Origin of the sequence: Paracoccus sp. (in: a-proteobacteria) (genome assembly GCF_035556475.1) — a bacterium.
GTDB lineage: Bacteria > Pseudomonadota > Alphaproteobacteria > Rhodobacterales > Rhodobacteraceae > Paracoccus.
The window spans coordinates 1-16,395 of sequence record NZ_DATMFA010000141.1 but is presented as its reverse complement, the minus strand read 5'-3'; the positions used below and the strand labels follow the sequence as shown (position 1 = coordinate 16,395).

At 64.5% G+C, this 16,395-nt stretch carries 15 protein-coding genes; 10 read left to right on the top strand and 5 right to left on the bottom strand.

Annotated features, from left to right (window positions below):
- Together VNQ78_RS19910 and VNQ78_RS19905 are read left to right on the top strand one after the other, a co-directional pair.
- The coding region (locus tag VNQ78_RS19910; RefSeq protein WP_325693060.1) for a formyltetrahydrofolate deformylase at nt 1-400 on the top strand (400 nt) is incomplete at its 5' end.
- A gap of 144 nt (nt 401-544) precedes the next feature.
- A complete protein-coding gene (locus tag VNQ78_RS19905) occupies nt 545-1,129 on the top strand; it encodes an XRE family transcriptional regulator (RefSeq protein ID WP_325693251.1) in 585 nt (194 codons plus the stop codon).
- Nucleotides 1,130-1,179: 50 nt separating this feature from the next.
- On the opposite strand, the gene VNQ78_RS19900 is transcribed toward VNQ78_RS19905, so the two are convergent.
- Nucleotides 1,180-2,568, bottom strand: coding sequence for an ammonium transporter (locus tag VNQ78_RS19900; protein WP_325693248.1), 1,389 nt, complete (start codon nt 2,566-2,568; stop codon nt 1,180-1,182).
- 242 nt (nt 2,569-2,810) lie between these two features.
- On the opposite strand from VNQ78_RS19900, the gene VNQ78_RS19895 reads away from it, so the two are divergent.
- Together VNQ78_RS19895 and VNQ78_RS19890 are read left to right on the top strand one after the other, a co-directional pair.
- The gene (locus VNQ78_RS19895) at nt 2,811-3,044 is read left to right on the top strand and encodes an AbrB/MazE/SpoVT family DNA-binding domain-containing protein (protein WP_325693245.1); all 234 of its coding nucleotides are present in this window, start codon (nt 2,811-2,813) and stop codon (nt 3,042-3,044) included.
- 2 nt (nt 3,045-3,046) lie between these two features.
- The gene (locus tag VNQ78_RS19890) at nt 3,047-3,448 is read left to right on the top strand and encodes a type II toxin-antitoxin system VapC family toxin (protein ID WP_325693242.1); all 402 of its coding nucleotides are present in this window, start codon (nt 3,047-3,049) and stop codon (nt 3,446-3,448) included.
- A gap of 1,069 nt (nt 3,449-4,517) precedes the next feature.
- Here VNQ78_RS19890 and repC read toward each other — a convergent pair.
- The 4 genes from repC to VNQ78_RS19870 form a co-directional block, all read right to left on the bottom strand.
- Nucleotides 4,518-5,666, bottom strand: a complete 1,149-nt coding sequence (repC, locus tag VNQ78_RS19885; RefSeq protein WP_325693240.1) for a plasmid replication protein RepC — start codon at nt 5,664-5,666, stop codon at nt 4,518-4,520.
- Nucleotides 5,667-5,837: 171 nt separating this feature from the next.
- Nucleotides 5,838-6,758, bottom strand: coding sequence for a plasmid partitioning protein RepB (repB, locus tag VNQ78_RS19880; RefSeq protein ID WP_325693237.1), 921 nt, complete (start codon nt 6,756-6,758; stop codon nt 5,838-5,840).
- Nucleotides 6,758-7,957, bottom strand: coding sequence for a plasmid partitioning protein RepA (repA, locus tag VNQ78_RS19875; RefSeq protein ID WP_325693235.1), 1,200 nt, complete (start codon nt 7,955-7,957; stop codon nt 6,758-6,760). The genes repB and repA overlap by 1 nt, the downstream gene beginning before the upstream one ends.
- 362 nt (nt 7,958-8,319) lie before the next feature.
- Entirely contained in the window at nt 8,320-9,222 is a 903-nt protein-coding gene (locus tag VNQ78_RS19870) for a LysR family transcriptional regulator (RefSeq protein ID WP_325693232.1), read from the bottom strand.
- Between the two features lie 138 nt (nt 9,223-9,360).
- Between VNQ78_RS19870 and VNQ78_RS19865 the strand changes: the two genes are divergently transcribed.
- The 6 genes from VNQ78_RS19865 to VNQ78_RS19840 all read left to right on the top strand — a co-directional run.
- On the top strand, nt 9,361-10,329 hold the full coding sequence (locus tag VNQ78_RS19865; RefSeq protein WP_325693229.1) for an ABC transporter permease: 969 nt from the start codon (nt 9,361-9,363) through the stop codon (nt 10,327-10,329).
- Nucleotides 10,329-11,234, top strand: coding sequence for an ABC transporter permease (locus tag VNQ78_RS19860; RefSeq protein WP_325693226.1), 906 nt, complete (start codon nt 10,329-10,331; stop codon nt 11,232-11,234). Before VNQ78_RS19865 ends, VNQ78_RS19860 begins: the two co-directional genes overlap by 1 nt.
- Nucleotides 11,231-12,205, top strand: a complete 975-nt coding sequence (locus VNQ78_RS19855) for an ABC transporter ATP-binding protein (protein WP_325693223.1) — start codon at nt 11,231-11,233, stop codon at nt 12,203-12,205. Before VNQ78_RS19860 ends, VNQ78_RS19855 begins: the two co-directional genes overlap by 4 nt.
- Nucleotides 12,202-13,260 (top strand): ABC transporter ATP-binding protein, encoded by a 1,059-nt coding sequence (locus VNQ78_RS19850; protein WP_325693221.1) that lies wholly within the window; start codon nt 12,202-12,204, stop codon nt 13,258-13,260. The genes VNQ78_RS19855 and VNQ78_RS19850 overlap by 4 nt, the downstream gene beginning before the upstream one ends.
- An 11-nt stretch (nt 13,261-13,271) precedes the next feature.
- Complete coding sequence (locus VNQ78_RS19845) at nt 13,272-14,846, top strand: ABC transporter substrate-binding protein (protein WP_325693218.1); 1,575 nt, start codon at nt 13,272-13,274, stop codon at nt 14,844-14,846.
- A partial coding sequence (locus VNQ78_RS19840; RefSeq protein WP_325693216.1) for a CocE/NonD family hydrolase occupies nt 14,846-16,395 on the top strand: 1,550 nt, incomplete at its 3' end. The genes VNQ78_RS19845 and VNQ78_RS19840, both read left to right, overlap by 1 nt.

Sequence of the window (16,395 nt, the reverse complement as noted above, 5' to 3'; positions counted from 1 at the left end):
CGAGCTGATCGTGCTGGCGCGCTATATGCAGGTGCTGTCGGACGCGATGTGCCGGAAGATGTCGGGGCGGATCATCAATATCCACCATTCCTTCCTGCCGAGCTTCAAGGGCGCCAATCCCTACAAGCAGGCCTTCGAGCGCGGGGTGAAGCTGATCGGCGCGACCAGCCATTACGTCACCGCCGATCTGGACGAGGGGCCGATCATCGAGCAGGACACCGTGCGCATCACCCATGCCCAGTCGGCCGAGGATTACGTGAGCCTTGGCCGCGACGTCGAGAGCCAGGTCCTCGCCCGCGCCATCCATGCCCATGCCAATCGCCGCGTCTTCCTCAACGGCAACAAGACCGTGGTGTTTCCCGCATCGCCGGGGAGCTATTCAAGCGAGAGGATGGGGTGACAAGGGGATCCCGGGTTGCGTTCCACGGCGACTGGTCGCAAGATCGACTTTCCTGAAAGGAAAGAAGGATCGCAAACGCCCGTGCCGGACAGCAATGCCAAGACCCCGCAGAAACTGACCCAGGATCCGCATGCCCTGCGCGACATGCCGGAGCGGAACCTGGAAGTTGCGATCGGCCGCGTGGTCCGCGATCTGCGCAAGCGCCAGCGCATGACCGGATCGGATCTTGCGGCCCAGACCGGGCTGTCGATCGGGATGCTGTCGAAGATCGAGAACGGGGTGATCTCGTCTTCGCTGAACACGTTGCAGACGCTGGCGAACGCGCTGCGGGTGCCGCTGATCCAGCTTTTCTCCGGCTATGCCGAGCCGCGCGGCGCCATGCATGTCAAATCCGGCGAAGGGGTCGAGATCGAGCGGCAGGGCACCCGCGCCGGGCACCAGTATCATCTGCTGGGCCATATCGGCTCGAACAATTCGGGGGTCGTGGTCGAACCCTATCTGATCAGCCTGACGACCGAGAGCGACCGCTTTCCCACCTTCCAGCACGAAGGGATCGAGATGCTTTACATGCTGGAGGGGACCGTCGGTTATCGCCATGGCGAGCAGATCTATCGGCTGGAGCCGGGCGACACGCTGCTGTTCGACGCGGATGCCCCGCATGGGCCGGTGGATCTGATCGAACTGCCCGCGCGCTATCTGTCTGTCATCACCTATCCGCAAAGCAAATAGCCTAGGGCTGAGGGCCATCCCGGCCCCCAGCTCGCGTTGCGGGCCTGTCGTCAGGCCGTGCGCTCGACGGTCGCGGCTGCGACGGGCTGGGCCGAGCCATGTCCCTCGGCCGCGACCGCCGCTCCGGCATAGACGCCATCGCCCAGCCGGAAGCCGACCTCGCCATGCTCGACCAGGTCGAGCCCGTCATACTCGGCGCCCTCGCCGACCCGAAGACCGACCAGCGCATCCGCGACCTTCAGCGCGATCCAGGTCGTCACCAGCGAGACGAGGACGCTGAAGCCCATGATCAGCACCTGCGGCACCATCTGCGAGATCATGCCCCGCCCCTCGGGATAGCCCAGCCCGCCAAGGCCGGGCGCGGCGAAGATCACCGTCAGCACTCCGCCCATCATCGCGCCGACCCCGTGCACACCGAAGACGTCGAAGGCGTCGTCATAGCCGAAGCGGCGCTTGACGCTTTCGACCGCATAGACGCAGACCGGCGCGGTCAGCAGGCCGACGGCGATGGCGCCCGCCGGGCCAACAAAGCCGCAGGCCGGCGTGATCGCGACCAGTCCGCCGATACAACCCGACAGCAGGCCGAATGTGCTGGGACGCTTGCGATGGACCCATTCCGTCGCCATCCAACCAAGCGCGCCCCCTGCCCCGCCCAGCATGGTATTGAGCATGACCAGCGCGCTGAAACCGTTCGCCGCCAGCGCGCAGCCGCCGCAAAAGGCCAGCCAGCCGACCCACAGCATGGCGGCGCCGGAATAGGTCATGGTCATGTTGTGGGGCGCCATCATCGCGCTGCCATAGCCCTTGCGCGGCCCCACGACCAGCGCGCAGACCAGCGCCGCGATGCCCGCGTTCAGGTGGACGACATTGCCGCCCGCGAAGTCCTGCACGCCGACGCCGAAGACCCAGCCGCCGCCCCAGGCCATATGGGCCATCGGGATATAGTTGATGCTGAGCCAGACCGCCATGAAGATGAGCACGGCCGAGAATTTCATCCGCTCGGCGAAGGCGCCGACGATGATCGGGGGCGTGATCGCCGCGAACATCATCATGAACAGCATATAGGTATATTCGGGGATGGTGCCGACCAGGCTGTCCTGCGTCACGCCCGCAAGGAACAGCTTGCCGGTGCCGCCGATCACCGCATTCCAGGGCCCCTCGGCATCGAAGGTCAGCGAATAGCCATAGGCGAGCCACAGCACGCAGATCAGCGCGATCGAGGCGAAGATCTGGGTAAGCACCGACAGCGCGTTCTTGCTGCGCGCCATGCCGGCATAGAACAGGCCCAAGCCCGGCAGCATCATCAGCATCACGATCAGCGCGCAGGTGGCGACGAAGGCGGTGTCGCCTGCCTCAAGGGTTGGCGCGGCGTCCTGCGCCCTTGCCAGCGCGGGACACAGGACCAGCAGCAAGGCTGGCAGGGCGTATTTCGGGGTCATGGCGTCCTCCTTGTTCCGGGGTGTCGGATACAAGGATGACCGGAAGCGGCCGCGGGCCAAGTTTCCCGTAGGTGAACTATCTTCTCTGTCTGGAATTTTCAGGAGACGCTGAATATTGTGACAGGCTGCCCTTTGCGCGATCAGAATTGGAAGCTGAGCGCAGCGCCATCGACGAATCGCGCGGGCTTGTGCCAAGGTCGGGCGTGCGGTATTACTTCATGGTATTACCACGGAGGCTACGGATGCGCATCACCATCAAGGGACAGGTCACGATCCCGCAGGATGTCCGCAATGTCGCGGGCCTGCATCCGGGGACCGAGGTTGAGTTCTTCATCGGCGACGACGGCATCGTCCGCGTCGTCGAGGCGGGCCGCGCCGATCCCGGCACCCGGCTGCAGGATGCCATCGCCAGGCTGCGCGGCAGCGCCGACCGCGCGATGACCACCGACGAGATCATGGCCCTGACGCGGGACTGACCGTGGTTCTTGTCGATTCCAACATCCTTCTGGATATCGCCACCGACGATCCGGTCTGGTCGGGCTGGTCGGCATCCGCGCTGCACCGTGCCGGACGCGACGGGCGACTGGTCATCAACCCGATCATCTATGCCGAACTTTCGGTCTCGCACAGCCGGATCGAGACGCTGGATGCGTTGTTGCCGCAGGACATCTTCCACCGCGAAGCCCTGCCCTGGGCGGCGGCCTTCCTGGCGGGCAAGGCTTTTCACGCCTATCGCCAGCGAGGCGGAGCGCGGCGCTCTCCGCTGCCGGATTTCTATATCGGGGCCCATGCCGCGATCGCGGGCTACAAGCTGCTGACACGGGATCGCGGACGCTATGCGACATATTTCCCCACGGTCGAGCTGATCTCGCCACAATAGCAGCGCCCTGCCCTCCTCAGCCCCGTCGCGCAGGAATGTCACGGCGCGTCGTTCGTGAACGAGCGAAGGCGTGGATCGAAGGCTCTGTCCGGTCAGCGGAAAGCGGTGACGGAAAGCCCCGCGGACTTGATCACGCGGGAAGCTGAGGGAGGCGGGATGTTCCAACAACGCCTGTCTTGCGCGCGTGGACGGCTGGCACTGCCGATCCCTATCTCCAAATCACTTTATACAGGGACACTCGGTCGACATTCCGCAGAATACCATGATCTTGCGGGGAACGGCCGCGCGCCGGGGCCGATCACCGAGGTATGGGCGCTGGATAGCGGTCCGGTGCTATCTGGAACCAAGCTCGGCGCAACCCGGACTGGGGCGGCGACGTCCGGCCGGACGGCAGGCGAGAGGACAGCTTCCTATCGGCGGGGTATCGGCCGGACGTCGGAAAACCCTGCTGACCTTGTCGTGGGGCGGGTCTAAGCGTCTATGCCAAAAAACTCGACACCGAATACCGCTCCGGCAATATCCGCATCTTGAGGCCGCGTCGCCAAGACCATCGAGGCAGGGGCGATCTACCTTGCCGACTATCACCATCAGTAGATCACCGGCGCCAGCGACGCGCGGCTGATCGGTGGAGGAAACCCCTGCCCCACCCGTGGCCTGCTTGCACCGCCGGTTCCTGCGCATAAGCAGGGATTGCGAGTGCAAGAAAAACTGACGCACCGGCGAGTCCTCGCTTCTCAGGGTGTTTCCCGCGTCTGGCGCAACAATCGGTGACGCGGGCAGGCGACTGCCAACCATGACCGCAGCCCTTGGGCGAGACAGCTTGCCCCATCCTGCCCCTTGCCGTTCTCGCTGGCCGCGATCGAGGAATAGCAACCGGAACCCCGACCGACCTGATCCTCGCCAACACCCCGGTGGGATGGCTGTCCGATCATGCCGCGCTGTTTACGTGTTTGCCGGCCTTTCCGCACTATGTCGTCATACAGCACCAAGGCAGCGAGAGCCGAGCCAAAACATCTGGGTTTTCCCGCCACCCACGGTAGCGACGTGACAGAGTTGACAGCTGTCAACTTCACGCCGCTTCCGCGCGCAGCAGGGCCATGACCATCGGTCCGGGCCGGAATTCTCCGTCCAGGGCCTTTCGGGACAATGAACTCAGATAGGCTCCTGGTTGGCGAATATGTGCGGCGCGTTGCAGCATACAGGCAATCGTGGTGGCCGCAGCCTGATCCCCCATGCTTTGGCGCGTCCGTCGCCACGTCCGTTCGTCAATCCCCAGCATCGGCCGCACAAAGGCCGCGGTCTTGACCAATTCATGCCAGCTTCGGATTGATCCATGGCTGTAATCCAGGATCTCTGGAGCTGCCTTCAGGATGATTTCCAGCGGCAGCTCGGTTTGGGGCAGGGCCTGTTCCCCTTTTTCCTCGCAAGATTCAGATTCTTTAAGTTCTTTATTTGAACCCTGTATGTGCCGCTCATTCTTGTTGTCATAGCCGCTCATTTCCTCTGGTTCCGATTGCAGCAAGGACTGGATTTCGGACAGGATCGCGGCGGAGCGTAGGGCGAGGTCCGTGAGTTGGGCCAAGCTCAGCTTGCGGCGCAGCAGTCTCTGGATCTCGGCCAGTCGGGCCATCGCCTCGTCGGGGCGGGGCAGTCCGGTGTCGATGGCCAGCAGCAGCAGCTTGCCTGCGTCCCGCAGATGCAGGACGATCTGTTGCCGCACCCGCCGCGTTTCGGCCCGCTGCGCAATCGCGTCTTCGGCACGGCTGGCAATCTCGACCGAGCGGACCAGCAGGGGGCGCAGGTCAAAGCCAAAGGCGCGGTCGATCTGGCCGCTATCTGCGCGCGTGGCATAGCGTTTGCCGTTCGGGCTGTCATGGCGCAGGATCAGCCCCGCAGCGACCAGTGCGGCGATATGACGGCGCAGCGTGCTTTCCGGCATTCCGTGCAACCGTCCAGAAAGCGATGCGTTCGACGGAAAAACGATCAGTGCTGCATCATCCAGAAGCTCCTTACCCGGATGAAAGGACAACAACGCCCCCAGCACGGCCAGGTCGCGGTCGCTGACCGAAAAAGCGCCGCGCGCCTCGGTCAAATGGCGAAGGATCAGCCATTTATCAACGGAATCGCGTGGGGCAGGGGCCTCGGCAAGCTTTTGGCCTGCCAAAAGTGCAGCCGTCATCGGCCGCCGCCCAAAGGGCGTCGCTGAGATGTGTCGCATGGGTTGTCACGCGGCCAAAACATTGCCGCCGCCTGAACAGACGCTGTTGACAGCTGTCAACTTTTGCCGCTAAGTTCGAAGTGCTAGATCGAAAGAGCGGCCCTTCGGGATGTCATGTCCTGGGGGGCTTCTTTTTTGCCGTTTTCGTGCCTCCTTACTGGTTTCTGCCTGTCATTCCCCCGCGCGGTCCTTGTTCGACAGCCAATCGCGGTGAATTTCCTCAAGATTCTCGTCCAGCCAGGCGCCGAATTCGCGACCCGCACCGGAAAATTCAATCGTGGTCTTGCGGGCGCTGGCGCGGATCTCGGCGATTGGCTGGCCCGAATTGTTCCTGACCTCGCGCGGACCGGCTGCCGGCTTGCGCACCGGCATCAGTGCGGCGAAGGCCGCCTCGAAACGCTGATCCGAGGTTTCCCCCTGCGCCGCGGCAACCGCCTTGGACAGGGTTTCCGGCCGGAGGCGCTGCGCCATCGACAGCCAGCGGTCCCGCCCGACCGAGGGCGCGCTGCCGATGGCCGTGACCAGCTCATCGGGCAGGTTTTCAGCGACGGTCAGCATTCGCGACAGCACGGTCTTGTCGATCATCAGCGCATCGCAGACGATCTTGCGCTCATAGCCCTGCCGCGTCATCTGCTGGGCAAACAGCGATTTTTCAATGAAAGACAAGTCCTTGCGGGCGCTGTTTTCCTGACCTTGTGCGATCACCAGCGCGCGGTCGTCCAGCTGGCGGATCATCGCCTTGACCGGCAGGCCCAAAGATTTCAGCGCCGCGACCCTGCGGCGGCCATAGACGACCTCGTAGCGGCCCTCGATATTCGGGTGGTGGCGCAGCAGGACCGGAACCTGCTGGCCGTATTCGCGCATCGATTCCTTCAGCGCCTCGATGCCCGGCGCATCATCGTCCAGACGGTCGCGCAGCCCGGCATTGTCGATCAGGTCGGCGGGAATGTCGCTGACGGCGCGGCGCTTCAGGTCGTCGATCCCACGCGATACCGCGCCGATCGCGCCGCGGCTATAGCGGGGCAGGGGGCTTGCGTCCTCCTCGGGTGCGGAAGCCTCCATCAGGCCCTTCAACAGATCCTTGCGTGCCATCAGTCACCCTTTCCCCGGCTGGACCCGCGCGCCCAGGATTGCTGGATCAGGGTCTCGATCTCGCCATTGACGGCGTTCAGGCTTTCCATCGCGCGTTCATAGGTCGACCGCGTAAAGGCCGACTTGTCGACTTCGTAGAGCGTCTGCTTGGTGATCCCCGCATCCGAGATCGCGGTGGATTTCAGCACCGGATGGTTCAGCACATTCTCGCCAAACAGCGAGCGCATGAAGCTGACCATCTGGTTCTGTGGGCCGTCGCCCGGCTCGTATCTGGTGATGACATAGCGCATCCAGTCGTAATTCATGTCCGCCCCCGCATCGGCCACGACCCCGAGCAGGTTCGAGGTCATTAGCAGGAACTGGCACATCGACATCACGTCCAGCATCTGCGGATGCACCGTCACCAGGATCGCCGTCGCCGCTGACAGCGCCGACATGGTCAGGTAGCCAAGCTGCGGCGGGCAGTCGATGACGACGATGTCATAGTCCGATTCCACTTCGGCCAGAGCGTCGCCAATCCTGGTAAAGAAGATCTTGCCCGAGCGTTCGATGATCGCGCGCGGGGTGTCGTGCTCGAACTCCATCAGTTCGAGGTTGCCGGGAATCAGGTCCAGATTGGTGAAATAGGTTTTCTGGATCACCTCGCTCAGCGGCACGGGGTCGCTGTAGCGGATGGCGTCATAGATGGTGCCGCCATTCTCAAGATCGAATTCCGGCTGGACCCCATGCAAAGCCGACAGGCTGGCCTGCGGATCCAGGTCGATCGCCAGCACGCGATAGCCGTCCAGCGCCAGTTTCTGCGCCAGATGCGCGGCGGTCGTGGTCTTGCCCGAGCCGCCCTTGAAGTTGATGACGGTGATGACCTGCAGGTGGTCCGTGCCGCGCCGTCCTGGCAGGTAAGTCCCCGGAGTCTTTGTACCTTTTTCCAGAAGCTCGCGCAGCGACTGGATATCTTCGGGGGTGTAATAGCGTCTACCGCCCGCCCGCGTTTCGGGGCTGGGACCCTTGCCGTCCAAGTCCAGCTTGCGCAGATAGGCGTCCTTGACCCCCAATAGCTCGGCCACTTCACCGCTGGTGAACTTGCGCAGCTGGCGCTTGGCGTCGGGGGGAAACAGCTGTGCGCGATGTGCATGCAACCGGCCGGAAAGAGCCAGTGCATGGTCGCCCACGAGCTTGTCGATGCGAGTCTTTTGCTGCATCCTGTCCTCATGTCGCGCGGCCGGTTGTTACGCTTTCGACCGTCTTATTCTGTTTCTTCCGTAAATGAATGCGCGACAAGCGCGATTCTGACAAGAAGTTTTTTCGATATCCCCCTGATTGGACTGGCCACCCGGGCGTTGAGCGGGAATTTTCGGGTGTTGCGCGGTTCCCGCATGACGGGTGGTCGCGAAAAATCCGCCGTAGCCGCCGAATCGCAGTGGTCCGCAAATTGCTTCGTAATCGCGGATTGCTGGTGCGATGGCGCAGCATCAGCCGTCCGCAAGGGAAAGCCGGACCGCCACATGGAACGGTCCGGCAGGTGGTCGATCCGCGCGCAGCGTCCCGGCCCGGACGCTCGGGCCTACGGCGTGACCAGAAGCTGCGAGAAATGGCGCTCGGCCACCTCCATGAACCGGAGCGCCGTGGCCGAGGGGGGCATGGATTCGGGCATGGCGAAGGCGAAGTGATGCGTCAGCCTTTCGCTGAGCGGGCGGATCGCGATGGGCAGATGGGTATAGTCGCGGGCCATCAGCCCGTTGACCAGCGTGATGCCCAGACCATGAGCGGCAAGGGCGCAGGCCGACATGACCGAATGCGCCTCGATCCGAATCTGCGGGCGCAGGCCGATTTCCGTGAAAAGCTGGTCGATTTCGCTGCGGGGCGCGCGCATCCGGCCCAACAGGATCAGCGGCTCGCGATACAGGTCGCGGACCGAGACGACCTCGCGCGCCGCAAGCGGATGGTCGGCGGGCATGACGCAGACCGTCTCGACCTCGATCAGCGGGGTCGAGACGATGCCGGGGCGCTGGGTCGGCATCCTGAGAAAGCCGATCTCGGCCCGGTCGTCCAGCAGCATCCGTTCGATCGTGTCATAGGTGCCGGACAGGATCTCGACCTGCACGCGATCGTTCGTCGCGGTGAAATCCTGCAAGACCCGTGGGATGATGGTCATGGTCAGGCTGGCCGGAAAGGCGACCCGCAAGGTCAGCACCGCGGAATTGCCTGAACCCAGGTCGCGCGCCATCTGCGCCAGCCGGGTGTTCTGGACCAGCACCGCCGAGATCTGCGCCAATAGCGCCCGGTTTTCCCGCGTCGGGATCAGCCTGCCCTTTTCGCGGTTGAACAGCGCCAATCCCAGCTCCGCCTCGATCTGGGCAAGGCGGCGGCTGACCGCGGATTGGGAAATGCCCAGCACCTCGGCGGCGGCCTGGGTGGTGCCCTTGTCGCACACGACCTGGAAGGTACGGAGAAGTTCGGAATTCATTATGCGTCCTACGCATCAACTGACACAATTTCATCATAATATTGCATAGTTGAGAATCGTTCCGCAAACCTTTCCCGAAATCGGAGGAATCCCAGACATGAGCCACCCCACCGGCAGCTCGGCGACAAGGCTGCGCCCATGACGGTCTTTATTCTGAGGCGGCTGGTCCAGACCATGCTGGTCCTGCTCCTGACCTCGGTTATCGTCTTTCTGGGTGTCTATGCCATCGGCGACCCGCTGGAGATCCTGCTGCCGGCCGATGCCAGTCTGGCCGAGCGGGCGCAGGTCGCGGCCTCGCTGCGGCTGGACCAGCCCTTGCCGCTGCAATATCTGGGCTTCCTGTCCTCGGCGCTGCATGGCGATTTCGGCAATTCGTTCGTCTTCAACCGCCCGGCGCTGGAGATCATCTTTGAACGCCTGCCGGCCACGCTGGAACTGACCATCACCGCGCTGGTCCTGTCGCTGGTCTTTGGCCTGCCGCTGGGCCTGCTGGCCGGGACGCGGCCGGGATCCAATGTGGACGAGGCCATCGTCACCGGCTCGATCCTGGGCTTCTCGCTGCCGAATTTCTGGCAAGGCATGATGCTCATCATGATCTTTTCGGTCTGGCTGGGCTGGCTGCCCTCGACCGGGCGGGGCGAGACGGGGACCATCCTCGGCATCACCACCAGCTTCGCGACATGGGACGGCATCCGGCACCTGCTGCTGCCGGCGACGAACCTTGCGCTGGCGCAGATCGCGCTGGTGATCCGCATGACCCGGACGGGCGTGCAGGAAACCATGCCGCTGGATTTCGTGAAATTCGCCCGCGCGCGCGGCATATCCGAACGGCGCATCCTGTTCGTGCATGTGCTGAAGACGATCATGATCCCGATCATCACCATCCTCGGGGTCGAGTTCGGGTCGCTGATCGCATTCGCTGTCGTGACCGAGACGATCTTCGCCTGGCCGGGCGTCGGCAAGCTGATCATCGATTCGATCAACGGCCTCGATCGGCCGATCATCGTGGCCTATATTCTGGTCATCGTCTGCCTCTTCAGCCTCATCAACTTCACGGTCGACATCCTTTATTCGGCGCTCGACCCGCGTATCCGGGGGCGTGAGTGATGGCTTCGATCCTGTTCCGGGCCATCGCACAGGGCGACACCCTGTCCGCCCGCCTGCTGCGCGGCATCCTCTACAGCCCCAAGGCCACCATCGCGGCGCTGGTTTGCGTGATTCTGGTCGCGGCATCGCTGCTCGCGCCGTGGATCGCGCCGCAGAATCCCTATGACCTTGGCGCGATCGACTTCTTCGACAGCAAGCTGGCGCCCGGCAGCACCTCGATGGGGGGCATGACCTATTGGCTGGGCACCGACACGCAGGGCCGCGACATGTTGTCGGCCATGCTCTACGGGCTGCGCACCTCGCTTTGGGTCGGCGTCACGGCGGGGATGCTGGCGATGCTGGTCGGCACGCTGCTGGGCCTGATCGCCGCCTATGCGCGGGGTTGGGTCGAGACGCTAATCATGCGCTTCGTCGACCTGATGCTGTCGCTGCCCACGATCCTTGTCGCGCTGATGATCCTCGTGATCTTCGGGCAGGGGACGTGGAAGGTGATCCTGGCCCTGATCTTCGTGCAATGGGCCTATTTCGCCCGCGCCGTCCGTGCTGCGGCGCTTGTCGAAACCGGCAAGGATTATGTCGAGGCTGCGCGCTGCCTCGGCCTGTCGCCCGCGCGCATCCTGCTGTCCCATATCCTGCCGAACTGCCTGCCGCCGCTGATCGTGATCGCGATGATCCAGGTCGCCCATGCCATCGCGGCGGAGGCCACGCTCAGCTTCCTCGGCATCGGCCTGCCGATCACCGAACCCTCGCTGGGGCTGCTGATCGCCAATGGCTATCAGGTGCTGCTGGCCGGGCTTTACTGGATGAGCGTGTTTCCGGGCCTGCTGCTGCTGACCCTTGTCTTTTCGATCAACGTCGTGGGCGACCGCCTGCGCGAGGTTCTGAACCCGAGGCTTGCGCAATGAGCGACGACATCATCCTGAAGGTCGAGGGCCTCCAGACCTGGTTCGAGACGCCGAAGGGCACGGTGAAAGCCGTGGACGGCGTCGATCTGGAACTGAAGCGGGGCGAGATTCTGGGCCTTGTCGGCGAAAGCGGCTCGGGCAAGTCGATCACCGGCTTCTCCATCCTCGGCCTGATCGACAAGCCCGGCCGCGTGGTCGGGGGGCGCATCGACTATCGTGGCGAGGATCTGCGCGCCGCCGGACTGAAGCGCCTGCGCTCGCTGCGCGGCGACCGCATCGCGATGATCTTTCAGGATCCGATGATGACCCTGAACCCGGTCCTGAAGATCGGGACGCAGATGATCGAGACGGTTCTGGCCCATCGCAAGGTCAGCCGGGCCGAGGCGCGCGCCCGCGCGCTGGCCGCGCTGGCCAAGGTCGGCATCCCCCATCCCGAAGAGCGCATCGACGCCTATCCACACGAATTCTCGGGCGGGATGCGCCAGCGCGTCGCAATCGCCATCGCGCTGCTGCACGAACCCGACCTGATCATCGCGGACGAACCCACGACCGCGCTCGATGTGACCATCCAAAGCCAGATTCTGGCCGAGATGCAGAAGCTGTCGCAAGAGATGGGTCTTGCGATGATCTGGATCAGCCATGACCTTGGCGTGGTCGCGGCGCTGGCCCAGAAGATCGCGGTCATGTATGCGGGCCGGATCGTCGAGCATGGCCCGACCGCCGAGGTTCTGGACCATCCGCGCCATCCCTATACGCGCGGCCTGATCGATTCGACCCCGATGGCGAACCGTCGCGGAGAGCCCTTGCGCCAGATCCCCGGCGCGGCGCCTCCGCCGCTGGGCCGCCCCGAAGGCTGCCCCTTTCGCCCCCGCTGCCCGCGTGCCTCCGCCGAATGCCTGCAGGAACCCGCCGAAAGCGGGACCGGCGATCACGGCTGGCGCTGTTTTCACCCGATGGAGGTTGTCGCATGAGCGGGACCGAAGCCGCCACGCCGCTGGCTGCGGCACGCGCCGTCAGCAAGCGTTTCCAGCGCAAGCCCGACATGATCGAGCGTTTCGTCACCCGGCTGGCCGGATCGCCGCCGCCGCCGACCGTCCATGCGCTGGACGATGTCAGCCTTGAGGTGATGAAGGGCGAGGTCGTGGGCCTTGTCGGCGAATCCGGCTGCGGCAAGTCGACGCTCGGCCGCGCCATCGCGGGGATGCTGCCGATTTCGGGCGGAGTGGTCGAACGGCAGGGCCGCGATATTGCGGGACTGAAGGGCAGGGACCGGACAGAGATGCGCCTGCGCACGCAGATCATCTTTCAGGATCCGATGTCCTCGCTGAACCCGCGCAAGACCGTCCGCCAGATCATCGGCGAGGCGCCGCGCGTCCACGGGCTTCTGCCACCGGGCGGCGTCGATGCGCTGGTCGCGGACCTGCTGGCGCGGGTGGGCCTCGATCCCGCGGTCGCGGGCCGCTATCCGCACCAGTTCTCGGGCGGGCAGCGCCAGCGGCTGGGCATCGCCCGTGCGCTGGCCGTGCGGCCGGATTTCCTGGTCTGCGACGAAAGCATCGCGGCGCTTGACGTCTCGATCCAGGCGCAGGTCATCAATCTTTTCATGGAACTGAAGCGCGATCTGGGCCTGACGCTCTTGTTCATCAGCCACGACCTTTCGGTCGTCCAGCACATCTCGGACCGGGTCGTGGTCATGTATCTGGGCCGTATCGTCGAAAGCGCCCCCACGGACGAGATCTTTGGCCCCGAAGGCCCGCGCCACCCCTATACCGCCGCACTTCTTGCCGAGGTGCCCCGGATCGAGCGGCGGGGTCACACCTTCTCGACGGTCAAGGGAGAGATCCCTTCGCCCATGCACCCGCCGGGGGGCTGCCATTTCCACCCCAGATGCCCGTTCGCCATGGACATCTGCAAGACCGCCCGCCCCGCGCTGAAGGATTTCGCGGGCGGCCATTCCGCGGCCTGCCATCTGGACGGCGGCGCGGGCCTGCGCGCGATCAACCGCAATACCGGCAATGACAAATGACAGGGAACATCATGAACAGATTCTTCAAGACGGCGGCGCTGGCCGCGCTTCTGGGCGGGACGGCGCTTTCGGCCTCGGCCCAGCAGCTGACCATGGGGCTTGCGGCCGAGCAATCCTCGATCGACCCGCAATTCTCGCGCACGGGGAACAACCAGAACACCTCGAACATGATCTTCGAGGAACTGGTGAAGTTCGACCGCAACCTGCAGATCTCGCCCGGTCTTGCGACCGAGTGGACGAACCTTGATCCGCTGACCTGGCAGATCAAGCTGCGCGAGGGCGTGACCTTTCAGGACGGCAGCCCCTTTACCGCCGATGACGTGATCTTTTCGCTGGAGCGCGCGCCGAACGTCCCGAATTCGCCCGCGCCCTATACCGACATGGTGTCGAATATCGACAAGCTGGAAAAGGTCGACGACCTGACGCTGAAGATCACGACCAAAACCCCTGATCCGGCGCTGATCGAGGATATCGGCCGCGTCTTCATCATCAGCAAGGCCGCGAGCGACGGCAAGGCGACCGAGGATTTCAACGCGGGCACTGCCGCCATCGGCACCGGCCCCTACAAGTTCGTGTCCTGGACGCCGGGCGAGGATCTGAAACTTGCCGCCTATGACGGCTATTGGGGCGAAAAGCCCGAGTTCAAGGACGTGGACATCAAGTTCATCTCGAACGACGCGGCACGGGTCGCGGCGCTGCTGTCGGGGGCGGTCGACCTGATCGACTCGGTTCCGCCGGCTGACACGGCGCAAATCTCCTCGGGCGGCGATTTCACCATCCTGTCGGAACCCTCGGGGCGGGTCGTCTATCTGGCGCTCAGCATGCGCGGCGACACCGCGCCGGGCGTGACCGACCTGCAGGGCAAGCCGCTGGCGGTGAACCCGTTCAAGGATGAACGCGTCCGCAAGGCCGTGTCGCTGATGCTGGACCGCCAGCTGATCGTCGACCGCCTGCTGGGCGGCGCGGGCGTCCCGGCGGCGCAGATCGTCCCCGAGGTTCTGGGCGGCTATGCGGCGGACCTGCAACCGCAAGCCCCCGACCTGGCCGAGGCCAAGAAGCTTTTGGCCGAGGCGGGCTATCCCGACGGGTTCGGGATCACGGTCGTGTCCTCCAACAACCGCTTCCCGGGCGACGCGGAACTGGCGCAGGCGATCGGCCAGATGCTGACCCGCGGCGGGCTGAAGGTGAATGGCGTGCAGGTCTTTCCCTATAACGTCTATTCCAAGGATGCGACCGCCGGGGCTTATGGCGCCTTCGTATTCTCTCTGGGTTCCTCGACCCCCACGGCCGCGCCGATGCTGGGATCGCTGATCCGTACCTATGACAAGGAGGCGGGCACGGGTGCGTTCAACCGGATGCGCTTCTCGTCGCCGGAATTCGACGCGGCGCTCAGCAAGGCGCAATCCGAATTCGACCTCGTGAAGCGCAACGAGATGTTGGCCGAGGCCACCCGCATCGCCTTTGCCAAGACCCCGATCGTGCCGCTTTACTGGCAGAAGATCGACTGGGCGATGAAAAAGGGCCTGACGCTGGAAGCGGGCCTGTCCGAATACACGCTGCCCCAGAACGTGAGGGTCGCGAAGTGATGCCCCCGGTCGCCCTCACGCCGGCCGAGCCGGTCACAGAGGATGTTGTCGTCCATCGCAACGTGATGATCCCGATGCGGGACGGCATCCGCCTTGCGACCGATATCTATCGTCCGGCGACGGGCGGCCGCCCGCTTGAAGATCCCCTGCCGGTGATCTTCGAGCGTACGCCTTACGACAAATCAGGCACCCCCCGGACCGAGCTTTCGGTGGCCGATCCGGTCTCGAAATCCCGCGCCGAACTGGCGGTGCTGCTGGTCCGGCAGGGTTACATCGTGATCTGGCAGGATTGCCGGGGCCGCTTCGCCTCGGAAGGGCGCTTCACCAAATACGTGAACGAGGCCGAGGACGGCTTCGACGCGATGGTCTGGATCGAGGCGCAGCCGTGGAACAATTCCCGCATCGGCACGATGGGCCTCAGCTATGACGCGCATGTGCAGATGGCGATGGCCTGTCTGAACCCGCCGGGCCTTGCCTGCATGGCGGTCGATTCCGGCGGTTTCTCGAATGCGTTCAGCTGCGGCATCCGGCAGGGCGGCGCGTTCGAGATGAAGCAGGCCACATGGGCCTATAACCACGCGAAGGACAGCCCCCTCGCCGCGAGCGATCCGGGTGTGCTCGGCGCGATCGAGGCCGAGGATCTGGCCGGCTGGATGGCCCGCACGCCCTGGACCAAGGGTCGCTCGCCCATCAAATGGGACCCGGATTTCGAAGCCTATGTGCTGGAGCAATGGCAGCACGGCACCTTCGACGATTTCTGGAAGCGGACCGGGCTTTGGGCGGCGGGGTATTACGCCACCTTCCCGAAGGTTCCGATCATCTTCATGTCCAGCTGGTATGACGTCTATGTCCCGACCACGCTTGAGAATTATGCCGGGCTGAAGGGCGATCCGGCGCGGCCACTGACCCTGATCATGGGGCCGTGGACGCATGGCAACCGCTCGCGCAGCACCTTCGGCGATGTCGATTTCGGCCCCGCCGCGACCTTCGACGGGCAGATCGACCGCGACTGGCTGAGCTATCGGCTGAAATTCTTCGCCCGCTGGCTGAAGGACGAGGATCAGCCCGCGCAGGACGGCCGCGCCCATGTCTTCCTGATGGGCGGTGGCAGCGGGGCGCGCACGGCGGCGGGGCATCTGGATCATGGCGGCCACTGGATCGAGGCGCCGGACTGGCCGATCCCGGCGGCCGAGCCGCTGGTCCTTTACCCTCGCCCCGACATGAGCCTTGCAACCGAAGCCCCGGCGGCGGGCGCCGTCCTTGGCTATGACTTCGACCCGCGCGACCCGGTGCCGACCATTGGCGGCGCACTGACCTCGGGCGAGCCGATCTTTACCGGCGGGGGCTTCGATCAGGTCGAGGCACCGGAATTCTATGGCTGCCGCAATCCGGGGATGCCGCTGACCGCGCGCCCCGACGTGCTGAGCTTCGAGACCGCGCCGCTGGCCGAGGATCTGGCCGTGGTCGGCCCGGTGGTGGTTCGGCTTGAGGTTTCGACCGATGCGCCGGACACGGATTTCACCGCGAAGCTGGTCGACGTCTATCCGCC

Coding starts and splice junctions, on each gene's coding strand:
- VNQ78_RS19905 (WP_325693251.1), top strand. CDS start 545: ATGCCGGAGCGGAACCTGGAAGTTGCGATCGGCCGCGTGGTCCGCGAT.
- VNQ78_RS19900 (WP_325693248.1), bottom strand. CDS start 2,568: ATGACCCCGAAATACGCCCTGCCAGCCTTGCTGCTGGTCCTGTGTCCC.
- VNQ78_RS19895 (WP_325693245.1), top strand. CDS start 2,811: ATGCGCATCACCATCAAGGGACAGGTCACGATCCCGCAGGATGTCCGC.
- repC (WP_325693240.1), bottom strand. CDS start 5,666: ATGCGACACATCTCAGCGACGCCCTTTGGGCGGCGGCCGATGACGGCT.
- repB (WP_325693237.1), bottom strand. CDS start 6,758: ATGGCACGCAAGGATCTGTTGAAGGGCCTGATGGAGGCTTCCGCACCC.
- repA (WP_325693235.1), bottom strand. CDS start 7,957: ATGCAGCAAAAGACTCGCATCGACAAGCTCGTGGGCGACCATGCACTG.
- VNQ78_RS19870 (WP_325693232.1), bottom strand. CDS start 9,222: ATGAATTCCGAACTTCTCCGTACCTTCCAGGTCGTGTGCGACAAGGGC.
- VNQ78_RS19865 (WP_325693229.1), top strand. CDS start 9,361: ATGACGGTCTTTATTCTGAGGCGGCTGGTCCAGACCATGCTGGTCCTG.
- VNQ78_RS19860 (WP_325693226.1), top strand. CDS start 10,329: ATGGCTTCGATCCTGTTCCGGGCCATCGCACAGGGCGACACCCTGTCC.
- VNQ78_RS19855 (WP_325693223.1), top strand. CDS start 11,231: ATGAGCGACGACATCATCCTGAAGGTCGAGGGCCTCCAGACCTGGTTC.
- VNQ78_RS19850 (WP_325693221.1), top strand. CDS start 12,202: ATGAGCGGGACCGAAGCCGCCACGCCGCTGGCTGCGGCACGCGCCGTC.
- VNQ78_RS19845 (WP_325693218.1), top strand. CDS start 13,272: ATGAACAGATTCTTCAAGACGGCGGCGCTGGCCGCGCTTCTGGGCGGG.